Here is a 26,470-nt window from a genome sequence, read left to right as displayed (position 1 = left end):
CTTAACCCTCTCTTAACCTCCAACTCGTTATCTTGTCTCCATTCTTACAGGAGACAAGAAGATGAAATTGAATCTTCCTTTAAAACATTCCGTCATCGCGCTCGCTCTAATTGGTTTGATCGGTTGTACTTCAACCAGTCAGGCTGATTACGTATCGCTAGCTGAACAAAGTACCAATCAAACGCAGCAAAGCTTGCTCTCAGAGCTGATCCAACAAGCCTCTGATGAACAGGCTTTGGATCAAAATGCTTCTAACGGCCAAGATCTGGAAGCTGAGAAGTTGCAACTCACCGATCTCGTGAATGCACCAGAACTCGATCTCTATATCGAGCGTGCGCTGCAGAACAGTCCAAGCCTCCAACAAAGCATCACAGCACTCAAAATAGCCTATGCACAACAAGGTGTGACGTCTGGCGACCGCTTGCCAACCGTAGATGCGAGCTTTTCAGGCAAAGCGGACGAAGGCACTAACGGCTCAAGCACCACTGAAACCTATACCACAGATGTGACTGTCGGTTGGGAGCTTGACCTATGGCAGAAGCTTGCAGACACAAACAACGCTGCTTTAAAAGATATAGCGACGTCTCAAGCTAATCTTCAGGGCGCTCAAGATCTTTTGGTCGCGAGTGTGATGAGAGGTTGGCTTGATATCAGTTTGAAGCAGCAGCTTGTTGATATTGAAGCGCAGCGCTTAGTGATTCTAGAAAATAACGAAGAGCTTGTTTTAGAACGTTACCGAGCAGGGCTAGGTAGCCTTGAAGATCTGGATAACGCGAAAACCAGCAGCGCATCGACTCAGGCAACTTTAGCTGACTACCGCGAGCAGCTTGCACAAAGCCGACGTGAATTGGTTTTGTTAACTGGGCAGTGGAGTGGTGAATCTGATGAGTTATCGCTTGCTGAACTCGGTTCATTCCCAACCATCATTAATCCGCTAGACAACATGCCGACGCAAGATCTGGCAGGGCGTCCGGATCTTCAAGCCGCTTTCTTCAATATCGAAGCGGAAACACTACGAGCTGATGCAGCATACAAAGCGATGCTGCCTTCGATCAGTTTATCTGCAAGCCTAACCGATATGGCGGAATCTCCGAGTGAAGCCTTGTTGACTGGACCTTTGTGGAGTGCGCTTGGCCAAGTATCAGCACCACTGTTTCAAGGTGGCAAGCTGAAAGCACAGGCTGAGATTGCAGACCTAACCACTGAAACCAGTTACTGGGCTTACCAAGAAACATTGCTCAGTGCGGTGAATGAAGTGGAGAACGCGATGGGTCAAGAGTCGTCATTAACGCTTCAACAGCAACATCTAACGAATGCCTTAGTGAGCGCACAACGCAGCTTCACCAGCTATGAAGAGAAATACCGTCAGGGTTTGGTCGACATTTTTGATTTACTTACTGTTCAGCAACAAACCTATGACCTTGAATCGCAGCTAACACAAACCATCTATAACCGTCTCGTAAACCGAATTGATTTAGGCCTAGCTCTGGGCTTGGGAGTATCTTCATGAAACTGAATACCATCACAATTGCCATCACTCTAGTGGCTGGTTCAAGCATCTTTGCTGCCCTTGCTTACAACGGTTCTCAAGTGGCATCTGCTCCTCAGAAGGTGAGTGAACTAACGGTTTCAGAGCCTCAAGCTGTGTCTGTTGATATTGACACGACGACTTTAGCTGTATCACAACAGCAGCAAGTGTCTGTGGTGCTCGCAACATTGGGTAACTACCAAGCAGAAGTTGTGGGTTACGGAGAAGCGAAGTCGCGTTACGAATTGATGTTTTCAACGGAAGTCGGCGGCCGAGTAGAAACGATCAGTTCGCAGTTTGAAACAGGGCAAGTGATTGGCCAAGGTGAGGTGATCGCCAATATCGATTCGACCAGTTACCAACAAGCGGTAACCCAAGCAAAGGCGAATGTGGCTCAAGCTCAACTGGATTTATTGGAAGAACAGAGACAAGGCGAACAAGCTAAGTCTGAATGGCAACGTTCTGGTTTGTCGGGCGAGCCTGATTCACCTTTGGTATTGCGTGAGCCACAACTGGCACAAGTAACAGCAGCTTTAGAGAACGCCAAGCTTGAATTGGTGAAGGCTGTGCAAGACCTTGAAAAAACAACTTTGGTTGCCCCTTTTGATTCGTTGGTCGTGAGCCGTGATGTTCAACCGGGAAGCTACGCACAAACGGGCGCGCAGATCGCTACGTTATACAGCATCGATGAGGTTGAAGTCTCTGTGCCTTTGTCTGAAAGCCAATGGTTGAGTCTGCCGAGCAGCGATAACTCGCAATTGAAACAACAGCCGTGGCCAGTGACTCTGTCGAGTTCTGACGGTCAATTCCAATGGCAAGGCTATGTCGAGCGAGTAGAGCAGCATTTACAACAAGACACACGTCAACGTTCACTGATCGTGAAAGTCGATAATCCTTTGGAACAAGACAAAGATCTTTATCCGGGTACGTTCGTGCAAGCAACGATTGCTGGAAAACAATTAAACCAATTATGGGAGCTGCCAGCTTCAGCACTTTCGCAACAAGGTGACCTGTGGTTTGTGGATGACAACGGTCTGCTTTCTAAATCAAACGCGGATGTTGAATTTGAAAAGGGCGGTTTGATTTACATCGACCCTACCAAACTGAGCAACTCTGCGGATCTGAATAGCCTTACAGAATCAAATAGTGACAGTGTGCAAGTGGTCAAGCGTCCATTAAGCAGCTTTAAATCAGGCATGGTTGTACTGGCTAAGGCGGAGGGTTAGTTATGTCTAACGAGCTGAAACCTAATAACCAAGTGCACAGTAATCAGATGTCAGATAAACCGCATACTGGCGTAATCGCGTGGTTTGCTAACAATTCTGTGGCAGCGAACTTATTGCTCGTTGGCGTGATTATTATTGGCGTGTTATCGCTCAACACATTACGTAAAGAGGCTTTCCCAAGTCTTGAGCCTGATGTTGTCACTGTTTCGGTGACTTATGACAGTGGTGACCCTGTTCAAGCGGAAGAAGGGTTGGCGATTAAGATCGAAGATGCGCTAGAAACCGTGCCGGGCATTAAGCGTATTACGTCTACTTCTGATGCGAACGGCAGCCACGTTTCGATTGAGAAAACGAGCACCTATGATCTTGATACCCTGTTAACCGACGTTAAAACTAAGGTTGATGCCATTAATAACCTGCCTGCAGGCGCTGACAATCCTGTGATTGATAAGGCTCGCATGCAAGATCACGCCTTATGGGTACAGCTTTATGGGGATGCAGATCGAGCAACGTTGCAGAGCTTAGCAGACCAACTTAAGTCGGACTTGTTGAGCCAATCAGCGATTCGTGACTTAGAGATTAAGGCTAAGGCTGATCCTATGATCTCAGTCGAGGTTGATGAGAATAAGCTGCAAGCATACGGCTTAACTCTGACTGATGTTTCAGAAGCGATCAACGCGGAATCTTCGGCTGCAATTTCTACCAGCCTTCGTAATGGTGAAAAAACGGTTCGTTTGAAGGTGTCTGAGCAGGCGTATGAGATCCAAGATTTCAATGCGATTCCGGTGATGACGACCACCGATGGCACTCAAATTACATTGGGTGACATTGCTAACGTGGAAGACATGTTTGCTGATGACACTTTCATGCTTTCTCGTTACAACCAACAGAATGCGATGGCGATTCAGATCGTGATGGATGAATACGGAGACGTCGTCAGCATCGTTGAACAGGCTCAACAAGTGGTAGAGCGCTGGGAAAACAGCAACATGCTGCCGAGCGATGTCGAAATCGAAACTTGGTACGACAAAAGTACCATGATCAAAGACCGTTTGAGCCTGTTGGTGAAGAATGCGTTAACGGGTATTGCTCTGGTATTCATCGTATTAGCGGTATTCCTTAATGTGCGTGTCGCTTTCTGGGTAGCAGCGGGCTTACCGTTCGTATTCTTTGGCACTATGTTCTTCATGACCGACACTTTTATGGGTTTAACCATCAATGAAATGACCACCTTTGGTTTCATTATGGCGCTCGGGATAGTGGTCGATGATGCGGTGGTGGTCGGGGAAAGTATCTACTCCACACGCAAGGAAGAAGGCGACTCGATCGGCAGTACCATTCGAGGCACCATGAAGGTGGCATCACCGACCATATTTGGTGTGCTAACGACGGTTGTTGCTTTCTTAGCACTGGCTAACGTTGAAGGTAAAATGGGTCAGATTTACGCTCAGTTCGGTACGGTCGTGACTATCTGTTTGTTGCTGTCTTTGGTCGAGTCTAAATTCATTCTGCCATCTCACCTTGCGCACATTAACACCAAGCGCAGTGACAAAAAGGGGCTGTGGGCTCGTGTTCAACATGCTGCCGATACTGGGTTAGGTTGGTTTAATAAGCGCATCTATTGCCCTGTGATTGAATGGGCGCTGAAACTGCGTTATGCCGTGGTGATGGTTTTCTTGTCACTGCTTATCTTGGTGGCAGGTTTGCCGATGACGGGGGCGGTTCGTGTGGCATTCTTCCCTGATATGCCTGGCGACACCGTGACTGCTGACATGTCGATGCAAAATGACGCGAGTTTTGGCCAAACCCAACAAAACTTATTAGTACTTGAAGCGGCCGCGACACAAACAGATGAAACACTGAGAGCGCAATACGGTGCTCAAGATGAAGCATCGGAACTGCTGAGCCTTCAGGTTATCGCCGATGCCGATGATTCTGGCCAAGTGAAAATTGAATTGGACAGCGACAGTGTTTACACATCGAACGAGTTTGCAGATGCATGGCAAGAGGCTGTTGGCCAAATGGAAGGGGTTAAGAAGCTCAAAATCTTGTCTAAAATGGAGATGGTCGACAACTTCAAAGTTGAACTGAAAGCGTGGAATGAAGAATCAGCTTCGGCGGCGGGCAATGAGTTCTTAACTAAGCTGCAAGCAATTGACGGTGTTAGTGGCATTGATCATAACTTGGATCTGGGTGAGCCTCAGTATCGTTTCGAATTAACACAACAAGGCCGTGCGCTAGGTTTTGATACGGCAAGCCTTTCACAACAAGTATTGCAGGCGTTTGGTGGTGACATAGTTCAGCAATTTCAACGTGGTAAAGATGAGGTGAAAGTTCGAGTTCGTTACCCAGAATCGGATCGCCAAACCATTGCGGATATTAAGCAATCAAGCGTGAGAACCAACGACGGTACCGTGGTGCCTTTGAGTACGGTTGCTGAAGTGCATTCAGATTATCAAGTATCAGAAATCACACGCATTGATAGCCAACGTGCTGTGTACATCAGCGCAGTGTTAGACAAAGACGTTGTTGCCCCTGCAGAGCTTGTTCATCAGCTGCAAGACACCTTTGTACCTGATTTAGAAGCGCAATATCCGGGACTAACGGTCGACTTTGCAGGCGAAACGGAAGAGCAAGAAGAGACCGCGAGCTCAATGATGAGCATGTTTGTACTCGCCATGATTGCTATCTACACGCTGCTTGCTATCCCGCTGAAGTCTTACATTCAGCCAGTGATCATCATGACGGCGATTCCATTTGGTATTGTTGGCGCAATCCTAGGACACTGGTGGAATGACTTAACAATCAGTATCCTATCGTTAAACGGCATTCTAGCGTTGAGCGGTGTGGTGGTGAATGACAGCTTGTTGTTGGTTTCTCGCTTTAACGAGCTTATTAAGGAGCAAGGTAAATCGGTTCGCGATGCGATTGTTGAAGCGTGTTCTGGTCGATTAAGAGCCGTATTACTTACATCGGTCACTACGTTCGCAGGTTTGACACCACTATTAAGTGAAACGTCTTTGCAGGCTCAATTCCTGATTCCTGCGGCAGCGGCGCTAGGCTACGGTATTTTGTTTGCGACGTTTATTACGCTGATTCTGACGCCTGCATTATTAATGATTCAGTGTGAGATTAAGTCGCTGATTCTTAAAGTCACAAATCGAGTAAAAGGCGTTGAACAAACAGCTTAACAATGGCTAAGCTAATATATCTAGGCTGATGAATGCCGAGTGAGTCTCTGCTACATCGGTCTAGGTTCGTTACTAAACAAGATATTAAAGATCACTGCATAACAAGCCACACAACAACTAATAATAGAGGTCGTCATGATGGCAGAATCCGTCACTAATAAACTCACAGATAAGCTTCAATTGCTTTTGGTTGAAGACGACCTCGATTTGGCGACGGCTGTCATCGATTACCTCGATTTAGAAGACATTCAATGCGATCACGCAGCGAATGGTCTAGCTGGTCTCAACCTCATCGAAACCAATCGCTATGATGCGGTGATACTCGATCTTAACTTACCCAAAATGAACGGCTTACAGGTGTGTGAGAACTTACGAGCACAGGGGATCGATACACCCGTATTGATGCTCACGGCACGTGATACGCTTGATGACAAGCTGACGGGTTTTTCAAAGGGAGCCGATGACTACTTGATCAAACCATTTGCGATGGAAGAGTTGATTGTTCGAGCGCAAGTATTGGCAAAGCGACGCAGCGGTCAGGTGAGCCGCTTATCGGTGAGTGATTTGGAGATCGACCTTAAGCAACATCAAGCTTATCGTGCGAATTCACCTCTCAAGCTCTCCCCAACTGCGCTCAAAATCTTAGAAGTGTTGATGCGTTCTAGCCCTAATCCTGTTTCACGAGAGACGATCATGCAGGGCGTGTGGGGTGACGACCAACCCGACAGCAATAGCTTAAAAGTGCATATCTTCAACCTGCGTAAACAAGTCGATGCTGATCAAGACAATAAGCTGCTGCATACCATTGCGGGTAAAGGCTTTGCGATTAAGGAGTTACGACAAGAATGAAGATCAGACCAAGTTTAAGGATCTACGTTTTATTGGCGATTCTGGTTACAGGTGTCACGACGATTCTGGTTCTGTCTGCATTGAGCGTAAACTACTTTGTTTCGGGTATGGATATCGCGATGCGCGGTTCTATGATTGCTCAAGCTCAACAGGATGCCGTAAAACCCGGTAAGCCGATGACCAACCAAGAGTTTACTGTGGCGACGCAATGGAGTGACTTGCCACAAAGCATCCAGAGCAACCTCAAGCAGAATGAACTCCAATTCAACCTCATTACTAAAATGATCATTGGTAAATCCATATTCTCACCGCCAGAAGAAGGCTACTTCGCCATGAAGGTAATGAAAGGTGACGAGGTTCGTTATGTTTCTGCGGTATTTACTCAAAGGCAAGATCACTTCATAGATAACGATGCACTTCCGCACTTTGTGACGATTTTTTTGACTGCATTAGGCGCGATTACTCTGTTCGTGGTCATTCTAGTTTTGGTATTACGTAAGGTCGCATCGCCTGTTGAAAGACTCAAAAATTGGGCTAAGTCGTTAGATAAAGATAATCTTAATGAACCCACTCCCGATTTTCATTTCAGTGAGCTGAACACTTTGGCTAACATCATTCGTGACAGCTTAAGTTCGGTTCAAAGCAGCTTAGAACGAGAGCAGAAGTTCTTAGGTTACGCGAGTCACGAATTACGCACACCCATCGCTGTAACAAGAACCAACAGTGAACTGTTAGAGAAGCTGATTCAAAAAGGTAAGAGCCCTGAAAAGCAGCTTGAAGTGATAGACCGAATCAAGCGTGCGGGTTTCACCATGACAGACCTGACAGAGACCTTGTTGTGGCTAACTCGACAACAAGACAAAGACCTGCCTCTGGAAAACATACATCTTGGCGACATGCTGCAACAGATAAACCATGACCTAACCTATCTATTGAATGGAAAGACTGTGGTCGTGAATCTTGAAAGCGATGACACACAGTGCCAGTTGCCAGTCGGGTTAACCCGAATCGTATTAACTAACTTGATTCGTAATGCCTTTCAACACACAGGAAGCGGTACTGTAGATATGGTTCAAGTTGGTTCAAAAGTCATCATCGTTAATCACAATACCGACGGCACGGTAGAAGACAATAATCTCGGCTTTGGTCTAGGGCTAGAGCTCACCGAGAAGCTGCTCGCGCAGTATCAATGGCAATACCATAACCAAGAGTTGGTTGGTGGCCGTGAAGTGTGGGTGGATTTCTCGTAATGCACTGGCGTGATCGTTTCAAGGTGTATTGGTACCACCGAAAGCAGACAAACCGCTCGAACGGCGATAAGGCTAAAGCATTAGGCTGGACGAACGAAGAGAGTCAATTATGTCGCTTTGAAGTGATCGCTCGCTCGGCCGACTTTGAGAAGAAGAGTGTTTTGGATTTGGGGTGTGGCTACGGAGAGTTGTTTGAACTGCTCGACAGTATCTATCGAATTCAATCTTACACGGGCGTTGATCAACACGCGGACTTCCTAAAAAAGGCCAAGCAAAATTACACAGAACAACGCTGCCAGTTTTTATCGGGTGACATGAGTAAGATGAGTCTCGAAGCGCACGACGTGGTTATCGCAAGTGGCTCACTGAACTACATCTCTCGCGATTCTGATTACCTAACAAATATGATCACTCGTATGTTTGAGTTGGCGAATCAGACTGTGATTTTTAACCTTCTCAATTCAAGCCAATATCCTTCGCGTAATACTTTAATGAGTTATCACCCTCAAGGTGTTTATCGCTTCTGTAAAATCCTGTGTGACGATGTCTCTCTGATAGAAGGCTATGCAGAAGGAGATTTCACGATAGTGATGAACAAAGCGGTGACAGGGGATTGATGTCGTCTTTATCTTTACGCAGGTGTTGATATTAACAACTTTTGATACGAGTATTGACGTAGCAAACAATAAAAAGCCGCAGACCTTGAGAGGTTTGCGGCTTTTTAGGTTTTATTGTCCCGTCCTGAAATGTGTTTACACATTGAGGACTAATGATGACCATTCCAAATAAACACCACGTTAAGCGCACTCAGCGTGATTACACACTAGGCTTTAAATTACAGGTTGTAGACGCCATCGAAAAGGGCGACATGACCTATAAACAAGCCCAATCAATTTACGGCATACAAGGTCGTTCGACTGTTCTTACTTGGTTAAGAAAGCATGGCAAAATGGATTGGACTACCAACCCAAGGAAGAACACGATGCCTAAATCACCGAGAGCGAATGAAACGCCTGCCCAAAAAATAAAACGACTTGAACAAGAACTCGAAGATGAACGTCTCAGATGCCTTCTTCTCAATAGGGTTGTTGATATTCTTGATGCTGAGCACGGGATGTCGCTAAGAAAAAAGTATATAGCGAAGGAGCAAGAAGCCTTCAAAAAGAGAAGAAAGTAAGCTTAAGTAAAGCTTGTTCATTGCTCAATATATCTCGTCAGTGTGTCTATCAGAGAGAAAAGCGTGAGACCACTCGTCAGGCTGTGCTTGCTCCTGTGAAAGGGATGGTGCTTGAGATAAGACGATTCATGCCTCGGCTGGGAGCTCGTAAGCTCTATTTCTTACTGAAGCCGAAGTTGATAGCTAAGGGAATAAAACTTGGCCGTGATGCTTTGTTTAATTACCTCAGAGAAGAGCGCTTACTCGTTAAGCCGAAACGAAGTTACACCAAAACAACGAACAGCAGACACTGGATGAAAAAACATCCGAACTTGCTAAAAGAAGTCGTTCCGTCAAAACCAGAAGAAGTTCTGGTGAGCGACATCACTTATGTTCAGTCAAACGAGGGCGTTCACTACTTGTCATTGGTTACCGATGCCTTCAGCCGTAAAATCATGGGGTATGAAGTTAGCAATGAAATGAAAGCGAGCGATGTTGTGAAGGCTTTAGATATGACGGTAAAAACTCGATGTTATTGTCATGCGACAATCCATCACTCAGATAGAGGGCTTCAGTATTGCTCAAACCTCTATCAAGAGAAACTTAAAAAGCATGGTATAACTCCATCAATGACTGATGGTTATGACTGCTACCAAAACGCGTTAGCTGAGCGGGTCAATGGTATCCTCAAGCAAGAGTTCTTGCTTACTCAGTGCAAAGATCTTCGCGAGTTGAAAACACTTGTTGAAGAGTCAATATATACGTACAACGAAATGAGGCCACATCTCAGCCTAGGTATGAATACGCCAAATAAGATGCATGAAAAAAGCCAGCAACTTGCGTTACTGGCTTACTAAAATCGTCAACGTATTTTAGGACGAGACATATAGATGAACTCCGGAGTCTCTATTTACTCAATGGCTGGTTTTCAATTAGCCCATACGGAATCGTAGTAAACACCTTAGGATTACCTTTTAACGTCGGTGCTTCGTTCACTTGTTGCCAATCGAGCAGCATGATCGCCAACACGTTGCGGTGTTCGCCGTATTCAAGGTCAAAATCACCAGTGATTGAAGGAATCATCCCGTACTTCTCATCGATTGAGGCTTGGATCGCGAGTCGAGTTTTCTCTACAACCGGGTCATCTTCTAAGCCTGCAAGCAAGAAGGTCAATCCAACCTCTGCAATCACATCTTCTTTAGCGCGCAATAGAATGGTATCGATGTTCTCTCTGAAGTAATCGTAGATCCATTGGTGTTCTTGCTCGCTGACTTGGTGTTGGTAATATTCCGAATCACCAAAGATCACATGTGTCATACCATAGATTTTATTGCCGTACTGCTGGCTTGAAAGCTTCTTGTCTTTGTCGTCTGGGTACGCTTTTTTGAAAGTGTCGACGAACTGGTCAACGACATCTTGCTCACCCAGTTGGCGCAGCCAGTAAACCTGATTAGCTAATTGTGCTGCCCAGGCTTTTATCATGTCTTCATTGGTTACGTAGCGAGAGAAGTCATAGCGACGAATGATTTCACGTAGTTTGGCATCGTTCTTGTGTTCTAAACCGTACTCATTGGCACGCGCCATAGAGCCAAGAAGGTCAACGCCGAGGTACAGATATTCTGGCATGTGCTTGGTGATGTTGTAGCGTCGAACACTGCGTTCGTCGTCATCACCCACATACGAAGCCACGCGCTTTTCTGAGTAAAGTACGATCTGTTCCATGGTTTGAACATCATTAGACAGGCGGCTGAGCTTGCTCGATACCCGCGCCATGTCACTCCACACCGCTGCAGAATATTTATCGTCTAATGTTTGTCGATACATACGCAAACCATAGTGACCCTCTTTGAAAGCGGGCAGGGTATAAAGTTGGCTTTCGTAGGTCGTGCGAATCAGGTTGGCAGATTGCTTGAAAGATTGTTCTTGAGAGTCGAGAGAATCAGCAGGGGACGAAACATTTGGTACGCTTGTTGCTTGTTTGTTCTCTTGTATGTTAACAGGCTGTTGTGTGTCAAAGTTTGTTTGCGCATTAGACGTTGCTTGTGCGTGAACCGCAACTGCAACGGAGGCTGATAACAATGTGCACAGAGTTAGCGTTTTTAGCTTCATGTTCGTAAGGTACCAAGCTGATTAATGGTAAGTATAAAATAACATTGATGAATCCTTTAATGTAAGGTTTGGGTCAATACAATGTAAGCTTTATAAGGTTCATTAAGGTTTTTTGATTTAATAATCAGTGTAGTTAACTCACGGTGAAGTGATGAATCGCTCAATAATGAACTGAGACCCGACGCAAAGTGTGGATTTTTAGTTGCTTGTCGGCATACTGAACGAATTAGCCAGAAATGAGCCGATTTAAGGCAGTAAACAGAACAAAAGTGTTAGAGGTTCGTAAATGCCCAGTCGTTCTAGCAAGCAGTGGCCTGCCAAATTATTATCTTTATTGTTGTTCTTGGTGGTGGTAACCGCCATAGAGGTTTTTCACGCCAAGCAATTAACCTTCCTCAAAAATGAATCATACTCTGAGGCAAAAAAGCAGCTTTCCATCATTCGATCTCGCATAGAAGCCGCGATCGTATCGGATATGTATATCCTCAATAATTTCTCTACGCTTGTGACGATAAACCCAGACAGCGATATGAAAAGTTGGGACAAAATCGCCCAAAACATCATTCGAGATGGGTACCACATTCGCCTGATTGGCCTCGCTGAAGATGACATCCTTAATTTCGTTTATCCAATGGAAGGCAATGAGCAGATCCTGGGTATTGATTATCGCGATCATCCAACCCAGTGGGAGTCGGTTGAAATAGCGCGAAATATTGGCAATACCTTTATCGCTGGACCCTTTGACCTGTTTCAAGGTGGGCAAGCCTTGATTACGCGCACACCTATTTTCAGAGACCCTCCTTTTAATCAAGACTATTGGGGAGTGTCTAGTGCAGTGATTGATCTTGATGAGCTGTATGAAGACGTCGGTATTGGCAAGATTGAAAACAAATATGAACTTGCGATTCGTGGCGCGAACAGTTCAGGTAAAGAGGGGCCTATCTTCCACGGTGAACAACATGTATTTACGAATGCGTTTGCCACTGAGCAAGTGAACTTCCCTTATGGCGGTTGGTTTTTGGCGCTCTCTGGGAACGAACATGTGTTGATGGATGTGCCTTGGTATCGAATTCAAATTGTCAGGCTGGTGGGTTACACCATTATGCTTGTGTTGGCGATTGCCTTTATGACCATTTATCGCCTGTACCGCATTGCCGATAGCCGCTCTATGCATGATGAACTCACCATGTTGCCGAATCGCCGATACTTCATGTATAGCTTAAAGCAGGCATTCAAGGTCACGCAAAAGCAGAGAGCGAGAACCTTTGCCGTTGTGAATATCGATCTCGATGGGTTTAAAGCGATCAATGACACTTTTGGCCATGCTGCTGGCGATCAGGTGTTAATTGAGTGTGCTAAGCGTATTAAGAGTGAATTGCGTGTTTCAGATCTCGTCGCAAGGATCGGGGGCGATGAGTTCTTAGTCTTGCTACCCCGCATCATAGATGAACAACATGCCTCTTCGATTGTGGCTAAACTTAGAAGAGCGATATGTACCACACCCGTTGTCTATGAAGCGCACTCTATTTATCTTCGAATTAGTGTTGGTTGGATTATCCATAATAATAACTACGATGACGTTGATGCGCTCTTGAAAGCAGCTGATGAAAAAATGTACGAACAGAAGCGACAAGTTATCTAGGTTGAATTTGAGCTACGATTAGAATTTAGTTGCTGAATGTGGGGAAAAGCCTCAGAATACCGCGCTTTGCTTCGTATCAATTTAATTGATAAGCAAAAGCTGTAGCAATGCGTCTTCGCGGGGTGTTGCTCATACTAAATGTTATTCAACTGAGAAAATAATCTATGAGTTTTACCTCCCTGGGCCTTTCTGAACCGATCCTTAAAGCTATTGAAGCACAAGGTTACGATAAGCCATCACCAATCCAAGAGAAAGCCGTACCAGCTGTCCTAACGGGCAAAGATGTAATGGCCGCTGCTCAAACAGGTACAGGTAAAACTGCTGGCTTCACGCTACCTATTCTTGAAATGTTATCAAAAGGCCCTCGCGTACGTCAGAACCAAGTTCGTGCGCTAGTGCTAACACCGACTCGTGAGCTTGCTGCGCAAGTAAATGGCAGTGTGGTTAAGTACGGTATCAATCTACCTCTGACTTCTACGGTTGTGTTTGGTGGCGTGAAAATTAATCCTCAGATGCAAAAACTGCGTAAAGGCAGTGATGTGCTGGTGGCAACGCCGGGTCGTCTGCTTGATCTATACAACCAAAACGCAGTCCGTTTTGATCAACTAGAGATCCTAGTGTTAGATGAAGCCGACCGCATGCTAGACATGGGTTTCATTCGCGATATCCGTAAGATCTTGGCTTTCTTGCCTAAGAAACGTCAGAACCTACTGTTCTCAGCAACGTTCTCTGATGATATTCGTGGCTTGGCTAAAGGCTTAGTAAACAACCCAGTTGAAATCTCGGTAAGCCCTGCAAACTCAACGGCACCAACTGTTGAACAGAGTATTTATCCAGTAGATAAAAAGAAAAAAGCACCAATGCTCGCTAAGCTGATCAAAGATAATGATTGGCGACAAGTGCTCGTGTTCAGTAAAACGAAACACGGTGCGAACAAGCTTTCTCACTTCCTTGACGAGCAAGGCATCTCAGCGGCACCTATTCATGGCAACAAGAGCCAAGGCGCGCGTACTAAAGCCCTAGAGAACTTCAAAACGGGTAAAGTACGCGTATTAGTGGCAACAGATATTGCAGCTCGTGGTATCGATATTCCGCAACTGCCTCAAGTAGTGAATTTCGACCTTCCAAACGTATCAGAAGATTACGTTCACCGTATTGGTCGTACTGGCCGTGCTGGTGAAGTGGGTAAAGCAATTTCACTGGTTTGTGCTGATGAAGTGGGTGAACTGTTTGGTATCGAGCGCCTTATTCAGCAAGTACTTGAGCGCCGTGAACTTGAAGGTTTTGCACCTGTAAACAAACTGCCTGAATCTCGTTTGGATTCGCGCCCGATTAAGCCTAAGAAGCCGAAAAAGACACGCGAACATTCTGATGGTCAACGTTCTGGTGACAATGCTCGCGGGCACAAACCGGCAGGTAAGAACAAGCGTCATGTTTCTGGTTCAGGTTCTGCTCCTAAGCGTAAGCCAAATGCGAACAAGCCTAACTCAGGTAACAAAGGTTCTGACAGCAACTCTGCAGTTGCTGGTGATGATAAGTCTGTAAGAAACAATGGTAGCAACTACAAGCGCGGTAATGCTGCTGGAGGTGCTGAGAAGAACACCAATTCAGGCGGTCAAAACGGTGCTGGTAAGCCTAAGAAATCAGGTTACGGTGGTAGCTACGGCCCTGGCCGTTCATCAAACCAATCAGCGTCTAACAAGCCTTCTGGCAATAAACCTTCGACGAACAAACCGTCTGGTAGCAAGCCATCTAGAAATCGTTCTAAGCCTGCTGCTCAAAAGTAAAGACAAGTTCAGTTGAAGTTGATTTCTGCGAAGGTCGCTTTTTGAGAAAGCCACCTTCTGCAATGAGCAGTTAGAAACTAATAGATATACGTTAGAAACTAGCAGCTATACATTAGAAGCTTTGAATCGAACCCAATGAAACGCGAATGTTGATACTCAATGTTCGCGTTTTTTTATGCGTGTTATATAGCAATATTATGGGTTGTTAGATTGAAAATAGGCTGAGTAAATGGGATGTGACAGGCTCTGAGAGGATTAATCGAACGTTAATCATTATTTAATAACAACATAATCACTAGCGTTTTTGTTTTATTTTGCAATTTGCAATTCCACTTTGCAAAATAAACAGTAATTCGTGTCTAATACGTGTCCAGATGCGTAGTAAATACGTAGATAAAAAGTTGGCACGCTTGCTGCATTAGTAATGGTGACCCTTCTTAAGCCGAGGGTCACCTAGCCAACTGACGTTGTTAGTGAACCCATATTGTTCACACAAAATATATAACCAATCACCTTTATTGTGATTGGTTTTTTTTTGCCTGAATTTTGAGTTCTATTGGTTATTTTTACCAGGGCGTGTTGACCTTTCGTGGTTAAATTTTGTTCGAGATAAAAGCGTTTTAATCGCGGCGAGGGGGAAGTAGCCTAGTCATTCTAAGCAAATCTCCCTCAACAAAGAGTAAAACGCTTTTAGCCGAACCCTTCGGGCAGCGTTTGCTGGTCATTTCTACTACGTTATCGGCTTCTCATGTAGGCTAACTACACATCGACGCCTCTGCCTTGTATAAATACCCAGCAACTCGCTGCAAAAATCAGCTCGAAAGATCAACACGCCCTAAGCTCTTGAATCGAACATAGCAAACGAATTCACTATGTTTTTATTTGAGAGCGTATTGTTGCTTTGCTGCATTAGAGTCGCTAAAAGGTCGCTAGTCCTCACCACACTTTGAATAGCAGCTTGGTTGGCGTGGACATTCTCCCCCTCTGGAGCAGATAAGCCTCGCCTCTGTTTCGATCCCGCGTTCAATCCAATTTATATTTAGAATCTTGGCTACTGTCGTGAGATCTTTCTTGATGTTACGTGGTATTGCTACCGAGCCGCCATTGCTGACGCAAGAAGCCTTAAGCTGCTCTGCGATGTCTCTTGAATTACCACCTTGAGCATCAATCGCTGGGTTTAAGTCTATACCAGCACACAACACACGATTGTTACCCGCAGGATCCGTCATATTGATGGATTCACAGCAGTAGATTCTTGGCTCATCTCCCACATTTAAAATGGAGATTTGAGCTGAGCTACCCGCTCGAGGCTCTGATAATCGACGGAACACAGCCCAATGTTGACATGGGTCGGCGACCGTTCTCATATTCCCCCAAGGCAGTGGAATCCCGTTCCCGCGGTATACCGCCTTGAGTTTCCCCGGCCCATAAGCATCAAAGTAGTGCCAGTGAGGGTAGGGCGATACTACCGTCATTCGGCGCATCGCAACAGAGGGGGAAACCCCCGCTCTTTTGTGAACGTCGATTTCATAACCAGTACGATCGAGCAGCTGTCTAAATGGAACTTTTGGACACAGTAATGCGCCAGCAAAGAAGCTGGATTCGAAGTCTCGCCATGCCTGAAGAATGTCTTGAGAGTTCAGCTGAGAAGATCCCGATATTTGATTATCGTCCCATGTGTTGTTGTTCCCAACCGACAACACACTCTTAAGCCCTTCTTTGCTGTGCAAAATGCAATGGCCGATATAAACCGATAAATCGTATTTCAGTCGAGTTGGGTACTCTTTGAGAATTTCGTTCAAGAAAATCGTACCGGGTGGTTCGAAGAACGAAGTCACCAATTGCTTGGCATTGATTCCGAGCTCATCCACCACGTCTTGAGGCGTGCGTGTTACCCAGCGGATTTGAATGCCTAAGTTTCTCGCGATGTCGATAAGATCTTCGACGCCAAGGTTAAGGCGTTTCAAACCAACTTCTTCTGCTGCTCGTTCTAGATCAGGGAAGTGGTTTTGATTACTTTCTTGGTGAGCTCGAATTAAGAGGTGGGCGAACTGACGACCAGAGATACCGGTTTGCGACAACATCTCTGGTATCGCGATTTGCAGGATGTCGTTAGAGAAAAGAAAGCTCGGCTCGAGTGCCATGCCACTTATCCCGCCACGATTCCCTTTGTCAGGTGCGATGGCTTGCTGTTCTGATTCATCGTCGAGAAACCACGTGGGGTTCTTCTGAAAGACCTGCGCAATGACTTCCAGCATATCGATGCTTGGAACCCGCTTTCCACGTTCAATCATTGAAAGGTAAGAAACGGAAGGTGCGTACTCTGGGTTGATTCGAATACAACGCGCAGACAGATCTTCCATGGTTAAATGGTTACGCTTCCTTAGGTTACGGATCTTAGTACCTAGGAAATGTGACTGACGAACTAAACTTTTTGACAAGGCCATATTTGTAAAATTCACATTGTAAAATTTTTGTTGTGAAATTGTATGTAAAAAAGCGCTAATCTACAAACTAAGCAATTCACAAAATGACAAATAAATTAAACGTTAGTTTGGAATAATTGCTCTAGGACACATTTTTGCTTTAAAAATCGGTGAATGTTCACCGAGTTAGTCAAGAGGGAAAGACTATGAATATGCTTACATTCGATAAAACAGAAATCCAAAAACAAACAAAACCATTTATCGCTGAAGCTGTCTTTGCCGTGGAGACTATCAGTGCCAAACAGCAAACTGAGAAGCAACTCAAAGCGAAGCAACTGCTAGACCGATTGTTCCCACTAGAGAACGGCTCACATCAAGATGTAACGAGCTACGTAGTTGACTACCGCCATGTCATGGCTTACTTCAAAGATGGTCAACACAGCGGCCTAAAGCATCCTAAGCAGTTTGTAGCTTACATGGGTGAGAAGTGTGACCCAGATTCAATCTTGTTCCGAGACAGCAGTGGAAGCCACTTAGAAGTGATGTTTGGTTGTCACAAAGGGACAGGTTGCATTGAACTGGTCGATATCGATGATATTCAGCTCGAGTCATGTACTACTTTTGGTCAGTCACCAATGGAAGCGGTACAAACGAATACTGAGCGTGAAGGAATCACGACAGCAATACGTCACTGGATCAGCCTAGTTCAAGGTGATGAGAAGGGTAAACCAAAAGCATGCAGTGAAGACAAAGAGTTCAGAGCAAAGAGCGGTGAAGATTACTGCCTTAATTACTGCTACGCACTTTAGCCTTTCGTACTCATGAAAGATGCTGAGTCATGAGTTAGCGATTTTGGTTGTCTTTAACATCAAACACTGACTATAAACGAAAAAGCCCCAATGATTAACCTACTGGTTATTGATTGGGGCTTTTTGCTTTTCGATGTTAACTGCGAGTCTATTTTAATGCCTAGTGCCTAGAGATCAGGGCTTAGCAAGCAGGCTGTTTCACAGTAATCTGTTTAGATAATTGCGGACTACAGCGGCATGACTCTATTTCGGCCTAGAGATTTTGCTTCGTAAAGTAGCTTATCAGCACGCTCGATCAGTGATTCCGCTGATTCACCAGGTTCAAGCTCTGCAACGCCAAATGATGCGGTGATGCTACCGACCTGTTGTCCACTGCGGCGATCTTTGATCGACAGTTTTTCCAGAGATCGTCTATTGGTATCAGCAAGTTGACGTGCAATGCGTAATGATTTGTTTGGAACGATGAGAGCGAACTCTTCGCCACCAAATCGGTAAGCAGAAATACCTTCGCGGCACATTTGTTTTAACTTACGCGCAATGCCTTTAAGAACCATATCGCCAAATAAGTGGCCATAGGTGTCGTTGAAGTTTTTAAAATGGTCGATATCGAGAAGAATCAGACATAACGACTGCTTAGCTTCGCACAATGTTTCCAAATCGCGGTCCAGAGAGCGTCGATTGTAAAGCGTAGTCGTGCTATCAAATAGTGCGTCTTTTTGCACTTCGACAAGCTGTGTCTTGAGCTTGCTGATTTCTGACGTAGCAGAGTTCAGTTGAGAGCTTAAGAATTGAGTCGAGTGTCGAATGTTGCGAGATTCAGAAACCAGCTGACGAACCAACGACATCACTTCATCGATAGACAAACTTTCATTGTCGACACGAGATAAGTCTTCGAAGCTCTTATCGATCATCTCAGAGAAAGCTGAAGTGTCGGTGAGAGTATCGTTCATTGAGTTAGAAACCTCAGAAACTAACAGTTCTAGGTTTGCTCGTAAGTCATTGATATTGGTTTCGGATTTGCTTGCAACGTAGTTGTTGTAGAGCTGTTCACCTACCGCAGGAGGGCAGATACCATAGTGTTCTAACACACCATCCATATCTTTAGTGAGCTGCGGGATAGCATTGTCGACATAGGTGTACCAAAGTGCGTAATTTGCAGGTGTTGTCGACACTCTATTCTTCATCATAAGAGGCACCGCTTTTTTCAAATTAGCGGTGGATTTCTGAAATTCATCTTTGTTCATTATTTTTACTACAGATACCAAACCAACTAAAGCCACTTGCGAACAAGGTTAGCGGATTTTGCATGTATTTGCTTTAAAAATTATATAATTAATGGATAAGGGTTGGATAAATCAATCATTTTTATTATGGACATCGATTGCATATTTATATCGAACATTAAATAGAGTGTTCTTTGACCAAAGAGGAGAAGAGCAGTTTTGGAGTTTCACTAAGTCGATTGGTTAAGGTTCAGCACAAAATTGGCAACGGCCAAGAAGAATAGCTATGTTTTTGATAGTTTGATAGTTTGATAGTTTGATAGTTTGATAGTTTGATAGTTTGATAGTTTGATAGTTTGATAGTTTGATTGGCTGTCTTCTCGGTGTTTTGATAATCAGTAGAAGATGAGCTTTGATAGATAAGTTGAGTTAAAAGAGTTTGGAGAAAAGGTTAGCTGAAAAGTAGGTAATATGACGCAGTTCGGGGGCGATGATAACGGGGTAGAAGCTTTATTTCAGGTAAGAAGTTTTGTTTCAGGTATAAAAAGTTTCAGGCATAAAAAGTTTCAGGCATAAAAAGTTTCAGGCATAAAAAGTTTCAGGCATAAAAAGTTTCAGGCATAAAAAAGCGCCGATAAAAATCAGCGCTTTAAAATTCTTTTTAGCTAAAAGCTAATTATTGAGCAACAACGTTTGCTGCTTGTAGGCCTTTTTGACCGTTTTCAACTTCGAAAGAAACCTTTTGGCCTTCTTTCAGAGTTTTGAAACCTTCTGAAGCGATTGCACGGAAGTGAACGAATACGTCAGCACCGCCGTTGTCTTGAGAAATGAAACCGAAACCTTTCTCTTCGTTAAACCATTTTACAGTGCCAGTATTTGTGTTAGACATAATTTGTCCCTTATTCATAAATTTTCTAAATTGTTGATTGCATTACTGCAATGCGCTGATAATTGAATTATTTAATATTGCTAAGAAATAAGGAAAAACTACTTACAAAAACGGGTAACGATTTTACATGTCATTTTTTACTATTTATCTAACTTAAATAACTCCGGCTAACAGAGCGAGTGCATGTTAACACAGTCTTTCCGGTTGTACACTCATTGATTGAGAAATCAGCGAGTTTTTTTGTCATGTTGTGCTCGTTAACAAAACCACGCTTAATAGCTGATAGTTTTATAAAGTTACACACCATGTCAAAGTAAAAAGGAAGCCTGTAGCTTCCTTTTCTTCATCAGTATAGACGATATTAACGCTTGAAGTTGATATCTTCTGTCTGATCTAAGTTAATTTTTGTTTTCGCAGGTTGCGTTTCAGCGATCACCTTACCGTGTCGTACCGAGTATTGAACGGGTACTTGGCGACGAACAGCATCAAAACCATTGTCTGCAGGCAATATCAGTAGGCTACCAGGCTTACCTTCTTCAATACCGTAGTTGTCTTGAATGTTCAGAGTTCGAGCTGAGTTCTTGCTGATCAAATCAAGTGAGGTGTTGATTTGGTCGTAGCCCATAACTTGTGTTACGTGCAGTCCCATGTGCAGAACTTGCAGCATATTCGCTGTACCCAGTGGGTACCATGGGTCAAACACATCATCATGGCCGAAACAAACGTTGATGTTTGCTGCTAGCATCTCTTTAACACGAGTCACGCCACGACGTTTCGGGTAGTCATCGAAACGGCCTTGTAAGTGAATGTTCACTAACGGGTTCGCGACGAAGTTAATGCCTGACATTTTTAGCAAGCGGAATAGGCGAGATGCGTAAGCACCATTGTAAGAGCCCATTGCTGTGGTATGGCTTGCCGTTACCTTTTCACCCATGTCGAATTTATGAGCAAGAGCCGCCAGTGTCTCAACAAAGCGAGATTGCTCGTCATCGATTTCATCACAATGAACGTCGATCAGGCAGTCGTACTTACGTGCAAGCTCGAACGCATAGTGCAGAGATTCAATGCCGTATTCACGAGTGAATTCGAAGTGAGGGATAGCACCAATAACGTCAGCGCCGATTTTCACAGCTTCTTCAAGCAATTCTTTGCCGTTAGGATATGAAAGAATGCCTTCCTGAGGGAATGCAACGATCTGGATGTCGACCCACTCTTTCATCTCTTCACGAACTTCAACCATCGCTCGTAATGCAACTAACGTTGGATCAGAGACATCAACGTGAGTACGCACGTGTTGAACACCGTTAGCAATCTGCCATTTCAGTGTTTGCTTCGCACGAGACTTTACGTCTTCGATTGATAACAATTCTTTACGTTCAGCCCAACGCTCAATACCTTCAAACAAAGTACCAGAGATGTTCCAGTTAGGTTCCCCAGCCGTTTGCGTAGTATCTAGGTGAATATGCGGTTCACAGAAAGGAGAAACTGCAATGCCACCTTCAGCATCAAGGATCTCACCTTGATGATTGATTGGCGCGTCATTATCGAGAATGCGAGAAAATTGACCATTTTCAATCAGGATTTGTTTCAAGCCATCTTGGTCTTGAAGCTTCGCGTTCTTGATTAATAAGGTTGTCATAGTGTGTCCTTAAGCGGCCTGAGATTTCAGAGCGTTTTTATTCAATAGAGGGTTAAGCACGAGGTAACTGATTGCACCACCAAACACGGCGTTCAAAGGAACGATGCCAGGAAGGAAGTGACCAGCGGCTACGCCTGTTGCTACCGCGATAATGCCAGCCCAGTTAACGGTTTGGAACTCTGCTTTTGCAAAATCTTTGTAACGTTTACGGTTCGCGAAGAAGTCGGCGATGATTACGCCACCAATTGGTGGAATTGCCAGCGAAAGGAAGGTTAACCAACCGACGAAGTTGTTGTACAGCCAAAGCGCGAAAATCGTGCCTACGATACCGTTAATGATAGACATTGTAGTACTTGAGCGACCAGTGATGTTGGATAAACCAAGACCTGACGCATAAAGTGCGTTTTCATTGGTTGTCCAGATGTTCAAGCCTAGAACGATGATGGCAGGAAGTAGAAGACCTTGTGCGATCATCACGTCTGAAATGTCAGAGAGCCCCGTCGCTGCTGCACCTGCCGCACCAAAGATAAACATCAGTGAGTTACCGATGAAGAACGCGACCATTGTAATTAATACTGCGCTCGCTGGCTTTTTACCAAAGCGAACGAAATCCGCAGTCAACGTACCCGCACTCACGAATGAACCCACAACCATTGCAAGCGCCATGGAGAAGTCCATTGGTGTTTCTGGCTCGATGAGTTGGAGCTGTTCTAGCCCGCCAACACTGTCTACCGCAGTCAATACTGAGTAACCACCCAGAATTGCAATTGCAGGAACGGCAACCGCTGAGAGTACCATCAGCGCTTTAATACCAAAGTACACCGTACCTGTCATCAACAAGCCTGATACAACAATCAAGGTGTTGGTATCAATGCCTGTGGCTTTTTGTACCGGAATCGCAAACATGGCAACGCCCACACCAAACCAACCGACTTGTGTACCACCAAGTAGAGCAGAAGGAAGCCATGAGCCTTTAGTACCGAAAGAGAAACGAGCAAGGAGGTGAGTAGAGAGGCCAGTAGATGAGCCGATGTAGCCAAGAAAAGAAGTGTAAATACCAAGAATTAGGTTACCGATGAGAACGGCGAGGAAGAAATCGTTGAAAGAAAGACCTGTCCCGAGTGAACCACCTGTCCACATACTTGCAGAGAAGAAAGTGAGTCCAAGCATTACCATGGTGAGTGAAGCAACTCCTTTCCTAGCCGATGTTGGAACCGGCCCAAGACTGTAGTTATTATCCGCAGCCATTTTTTACCTCCGCAATTGATCAAAATTAAAAATAACGGTCGCCGTATTGCAGGCAAACGAGCGCATTATGGTGATATAAATCACATAGTCAATGCTAGTTTTGTCAATAAGTCCGCCATTAAGACAGCTTTGTTTAAAATAGACATTTAAAACATGAGGTTACTTTTTATATTTATTTTTTAAAAATAATTAGAAAACGTTTTCTATGGCGTAGATGATGAGTCAGGGTTGAGCTTCACTATGAATGCTAGCGATTATGAGTGTGAATGGGTGTCTGTATATTGGATGGACGATGTTTCTTAAATTACAGGCAAAAAAATGGCCAATCGCAATATCCGCAATTGGCCTATATATATCGTGAACAAGAAAGGTTCACTAACAACGTCAGTTGGCTAGGTGACCCTCGGCTTAAGAAGGGTCAATATATACATTGCAGATAGCGTGCCAACTTTTAAACCCGCGAATTGGGCTGTTTTACAGCAATTTGGTGCGTATTTGAAGGGTGCTTTTGCATTATGAAAATGCAATTTGCGAATTGTTGATGCTCTGCAACCAATTTTACATTTTATCAGTAAGGGAATTTAAGCATTTCCAAGTGTTGTAATGTTGTAAGTAAGCGATAAAGACAAGAAGCCAGCTTGATACTAAAACCAAGACAGGTACTAAAACTAAGGCAAGCACTAAAAAAGCCCACATGACATCAGTCTATGTGGGCTTAAGATTGCTTTTAATTTATTGAAGTCGTGTTATATCGAATAGAAGAAGTACAGTTGCGACTTCATTCTGATAATGATTCCACGGATAACATCTAAGAATGCCATAAAGCTGATTGGCTTTTCGCCGCTCACCCATGCCAATCCAACAGAACCTACTGGGATATCATAGCCTTCTGTTTCTTCGATCTTCAGTCTCACGAAGTGGTGTTTGTTTTGAAGGTTCCGTCCGGTTGTGACGCGAACCTGTTCATCAATACCAAGCAAACTGGCTTGTGCTTCACCTGTCGCTTCAACAATACCTTCAACGGTCGCAGAGAAAACTTTCCCTGGATAAACCGGTGTTGCAAATTCAGCAGGCTGGCCCACTTTTACGTTACGGATCGCTTGGTGATTGACTCGCATCAGCACGTATTTCTCTTCGGTATACATCTGGATACGAGGCATCATTGAGACTCGTTGTCCCTCACGAAGAATAAAGTTAGTCACAAAGCCATCTGTTGGGGCGGTGACTTTGGTGCTGTTAAGGTCCCATTGCGCTTGGGCTAAGGTTGCCTTTGCAGAGTCGACTTCAGTTTGCTTTTTACTGACGTTCGTTTCTGCTTTGTGAATGTTTAACTTCGCATTCTCGGCATCGACTTCTTTCTTGCTCAGTTGAGATTCTAACGTCGTGACATTATGCGTCGCTAAGTCTACCTTTGCCGTTTGTTGGTCTATGTCGGTCTCTGTAATCGTATGTTCAACAACATTGTTCTGACGTTGGTAACGAGAGAGTGTCTTCGATTGAAGGACTAAGTCTGTTTTTGCTGATTCAATTTGTGCGATAGACGCTTTAATGTCTTCAAGCGCAGATTGATGGCTGACCTTTGCGATGCTGACTTCTTGGCGAGCGGTATCTAAGGCAACGTGAGCCGATTCAAGTTGAACGCTCGCTTTGTCTCTCGCGATGACATATTTGGTGTCATCAATCTCGTAGATCAGCTCACCTTTCGTCACATCTTGGTTTGGACTGATGTAAACCTTGGTGGTTTTGCCGGTGACCGATGTTGAGTCTGGACGCAGCTGAATATGCGGAGACTGAACAACCGACCCGCCAGACAGATCCATTGGGGTAAAGTTGACCAATCCAACCCAGACGAATAGTAGCCAAGACGTACCACCTAAGTAAGCAAACGCCTTAGTCCCTTTGTTCCACGGCATGCCCACTAAACGCAGCAAATAAATAAAGAGTGCCCATACAGCCAAACCTTCTAACATGCTGGGTTCTCCTTATTATCAACCGATTGGGTGCTGTTTACGTTGCCGACAGTATCCGCATTGTTATTGCTCGTACTCTCTGTGCTGGTGTTGCTTGGCGCACGCCATGTATCCCTGAGGTTGATAATGGCTTTTTCCATATCAACAAACGACACGATTACTGCGAGTACCCATACCCAGTGCCATATGAAGCCAATCCACGTTAATGCGGTAATTAAACCGAGCTGGTGATGCTCTTTACTGTGAGCTTTATTGATTGGTAATTCATGAACACGCCAAAAGCCGTAACATGCTGCTGCGATTGTCGCGACCAACACAACGCCTGCTACAACGTGTAGTGCGGTGTCTGCGCCTGTTCCAACAAATGGGACACTTAGTAAACTCATTGATCAACCCTAGGTTAAATTTGAGCGCCGAGTGTGATGGATATCAGATTTATAGGTTGAAAATTTACTAATTACTTTAATAATGAGTTCTATATGATTTGATCTGTAATTTGGAATTCGGGGCTTAGTAGCAAATGAACAATTGTAACTTCCTAAGAGCATTAGGAATTTTAGGTGTATATCAGTATGCGGCGGCCAATCGTGACTTAGATATGGACTCTTTGGGTATTCCCAAGTCAGTATTTGCTAACGCGATGAACCTGATTCCAGTGAATGAAGTGGACCAATGGTATGGCTTACTCGAACAGAAAACCCGCGATCCCGACATTATTTTGAAACTGGCAGATAGGGTGGATATTGAAAAGTTAGGGCCACTTGCTAACTGGTTTTTCTCGGGTCACGATCTCGCGTCAGCGATTCGCCGAGTCAATATCGGGTTGCACTGTTTACAGTCGGGGGCTTTCTTATATGGCGCACAAGTTGGGACACTCATTAAATGGTGTTATGACAACCCTGAGTATTCTGAGGTTGGTAAAGTACACGACTCGGTGCGTATCGCGATTTTTATGATGAAGATCCTAAGGCGTTATTTAGGGCCTGACTTCAAACCAGCAGCAGTATCCATTGCTGGGTATCGTGAGAATACTGAGCTTTATCACGAGTACTTTGGGTGCAATATTCAGTGGGGACAACCACGCACAGAGGTCTGGATTCCAAGTAAACTGAGGCTATCCATTAATCAGTCTCCGGCAGCAGGTAAAATGAGCTTGGCGATGAACTTCCACGATTTAGACAATTATCTCAACATGCCAGATGCAGGTGATGAACATAAGGTCACCTATGAGATGATCAATTACAGTCGCCACTTTGGTTTACCAACTCTTCACAAGGTTTCTAGTTTATTAGGGCTTTCTGAGCAGCAGTTTCAACGCCGTTTGCACAAGTTGGGCGTCAACTTTTCCACCATCATGGGGTACGCACTGAGCAATGTCGCAGTGGAATTGTTGAGCTACAAACTCCCGGTCGAAGAGGTCGCGAAACGTTTAGGCTACACCAATGTGGCAAGCTTTAATCGAATGTTTAAAAAGCACCGTGGCTTAACGCCTAAGCAATATGTTGAGCGATTCTGGACGGATCTATAA

19 protein-coding genes are annotated in these 26,470 nt (G+C 44.7%); 11 read left to right on the top strand and 8 right to left on the bottom strand.

Annotated elements, in window-relative coordinates; all coding sequences use genetic code 11:
- Positions 1–61 precede the first annotated feature (61 nt).
- From QUF19_RS18010 to QUF19_RS17980, 7 genes are all read left to right on the top strand, one after another.
- Complete coding sequence (locus QUF19_RS18010; RefSeq protein ID WP_286301739.1) at positions 62–1,510, top strand: TolC family protein; 1,449 nt, start codon at positions 62–64, stop codon at positions 1,508–1,510.
- Entirely contained in the window at positions 1,507–2,754 is a 1,248-nt protein-coding gene (locus QUF19_RS18005) for an efflux RND transporter periplasmic adaptor subunit (protein ID WP_286301737.1), read from the top strand. Before QUF19_RS18010 ends, QUF19_RS18005 begins: the two co-directional genes overlap by 4 nt.
- 2 nt (positions 2,755–2,756) lie before the next feature.
- Positions 2,757–5,945, top strand: a complete 3,189-nt coding sequence (locus QUF19_RS18000; protein ID WP_286301735.1) for an efflux RND transporter permease subunit — start codon at positions 2,757–2,759, stop codon at positions 5,943–5,945.
- Positions 5,946–6,083: 138 nt separating this feature from the next.
- Positions 6,084–6,794 carry a response regulator transcription factor gene (locus tag QUF19_RS17995; RefSeq protein ID WP_286303318.1) on the top strand — a complete coding sequence of 237 codons (711 nt, stop codon included), beginning with the start codon at positions 6,084–6,086 and terminating at the stop codon, positions 6,792–6,794.
- Positions 6,791–8,044 carry a sensor histidine kinase gene (locus QUF19_RS17990; protein ID WP_286301734.1) on the top strand — a complete coding sequence of 418 codons (1,254 nt, stop codon included), beginning with the start codon at positions 6,791–6,793 and terminating at the stop codon, positions 8,042–8,044. The genes QUF19_RS17995 and QUF19_RS17990 overlap by 4 nt, the downstream gene beginning before the upstream one ends.
- Complete coding sequence (locus QUF19_RS17985; RefSeq protein ID WP_286301731.1) at positions 8,044–8,661, top strand: class I SAM-dependent methyltransferase; 618 nt, start codon at positions 8,044–8,046, stop codon at positions 8,659–8,661. The genes QUF19_RS17990 and QUF19_RS17985 overlap by 1 nt, the downstream gene beginning before the upstream one ends.
- A gap of 155 nt (positions 8,662–8,816) precedes the next feature.
- A protein-coding gene (locus QUF19_RS17980) for an IS3 family transposase (RefSeq protein WP_434784918.1) occupies positions 8,817–10,057 on the top strand; the annotation gives its coding sequence in 2 pieces (ribosomal slippage) (positions 8,817–9,189 and positions 9,189–10,057; 1,242 coding nt in all).
- Positions 10,058–10,106: 49 nt separating this feature from the next.
- On the opposite strand, the gene QUF19_RS17975 is transcribed toward QUF19_RS17980, so the two are convergent.
- Positions 10,107–11,309: a DUF3541 domain-containing protein gene (locus tag QUF19_RS17975; RefSeq protein ID WP_286301730.1), complete on the bottom strand. Its 1,203-nt coding sequence runs from the start codon at positions 11,307–11,309 to the stop codon at positions 10,107–10,109.
- A 286-nt stretch (positions 11,310–11,595) separates the two neighbouring features.
- On the opposite strand from QUF19_RS17975, the gene QUF19_RS17970 reads away from it, so the two are divergent.
- Both QUF19_RS17970 and QUF19_RS17965 read left to right on the top strand, forming a co-directional pair.
- Positions 11,596–12,951, top strand: a complete 1,356-nt coding sequence (locus QUF19_RS17970) for a diguanylate cyclase (protein WP_286301728.1) — start codon at positions 11,596–11,598, stop codon at positions 12,949–12,951.
- A gap of 164 nt (positions 12,952–13,115) precedes the next feature.
- Positions 13,116–14,738: a DEAD/DEAH box helicase gene (locus QUF19_RS17965; RefSeq protein ID WP_286301725.1), complete on the top strand. Its 1,623-nt coding sequence runs from the start codon at positions 13,116–13,118 to the stop codon at positions 14,736–14,738.
- A gap of 929 nt (positions 14,739–15,667) precedes the next feature.
- Here QUF19_RS17965 and QUF19_RS17960 read toward each other — a convergent pair.
- The gene (locus QUF19_RS17960) at positions 15,668–17,200 is read right to left on the bottom strand and encodes a DUF3612 domain-containing protein (RefSeq protein WP_286301723.1); all 1,533 of its coding nucleotides are present in this window, start codon (positions 17,198–17,200) and stop codon (positions 15,668–15,670) included.
- A gap of 170 nt (positions 17,201–17,370) precedes the next feature.
- Between QUF19_RS17960 and QUF19_RS17955 the strand changes: the two genes are divergently transcribed.
- Positions 17,371–17,973 (top strand): aldolase/citrate lyase/malate synthase family protein, encoded by a 603-nt coding sequence (locus tag QUF19_RS17955; RefSeq protein WP_286301721.1) that lies wholly within the window; start codon positions 17,371–17,373, stop codon positions 17,971–17,973.
- A gap of 227 nt (positions 17,974–18,200) precedes the next feature.
- Here QUF19_RS17955 and QUF19_RS17950 read toward each other — a convergent pair whose 3' ends face one another.
- From QUF19_RS17950 to QUF19_RS17925, 6 genes are all read right to left on the bottom strand, one after another.
- A complete protein-coding gene (locus tag QUF19_RS17950; protein ID WP_102353660.1) occupies positions 18,201–19,217 on the bottom strand; it encodes a GGDEF domain-containing protein in 1,017 nt (338 codons plus the stop codon).
- A 655-nt stretch (positions 19,218–19,872) separates the two neighbouring features.
- Positions 19,873–20,085: a transcription antiterminator/RNA stability regulator CspE gene (gene cspE / locus QUF19_RS17945; RefSeq protein ID WP_004730009.1), complete on the bottom strand. Its 213-nt coding sequence runs from the start codon at positions 20,083–20,085 to the stop codon at positions 19,873–19,875.
- A gap of 361 nt (positions 20,086–20,446) precedes the next feature.
- A complete protein-coding gene (locus tag QUF19_RS17940) occupies positions 20,447–21,724 on the bottom strand; it encodes a cytosine deaminase (protein ID WP_065112724.1) in 1,278 nt (425 codons plus the stop codon).
- A gap of 9 nt (positions 21,725–21,733) precedes the next feature.
- Positions 21,734–22,972, bottom strand: a complete 1,239-nt coding sequence (codB, locus tag QUF19_RS17935; protein ID WP_076667865.1) for a cytosine permease — start codon at positions 22,970–22,972, stop codon at positions 21,734–21,736.
- A gap of 746 nt (positions 22,973–23,718) precedes the next feature.
- On the bottom strand, positions 23,719–24,942 hold the full coding sequence (locus QUF19_RS17930) for an HlyD family secretion protein (RefSeq protein ID WP_286301704.1): 1,224 nt from the start codon (positions 24,940–24,942) through the stop codon (positions 23,719–23,721).
- Positions 24,936–25,328 carry an MFS transporter gene (locus QUF19_RS17925; RefSeq protein ID WP_286301702.1) on the bottom strand — a complete coding sequence of 131 codons (393 nt, stop codon included), beginning with the start codon at positions 25,326–25,328 and terminating at the stop codon, positions 24,936–24,938. Before QUF19_RS17925 ends, QUF19_RS17930 begins: the two co-directional genes overlap by 7 nt.
- A gap of 134 nt (positions 25,329–25,462) precedes the next feature.
- Between QUF19_RS17925 and QUF19_RS17920 the strand changes: the two genes are divergently transcribed.
- Positions 25,463–26,470, top strand: coding sequence for an AraC family transcriptional regulator (locus QUF19_RS17920; RefSeq protein WP_176679977.1), 1,008 nt, complete (start codon positions 25,463–25,465; stop codon positions 26,468–26,470).

It is taken from the genome of Vibrio sp. FE10 (genome assembly GCF_030297155.1).
Classification (GTDB): domain Bacteria; phylum Pseudomonadota; class Gammaproteobacteria; order Enterobacterales; family Vibrionaceae; genus Vibrio; species Vibrio apostichopi.
Note: the sequence above shows the minus strand (reverse complement) of the source record. Positions and strands in the feature narration are given on the sequence as shown.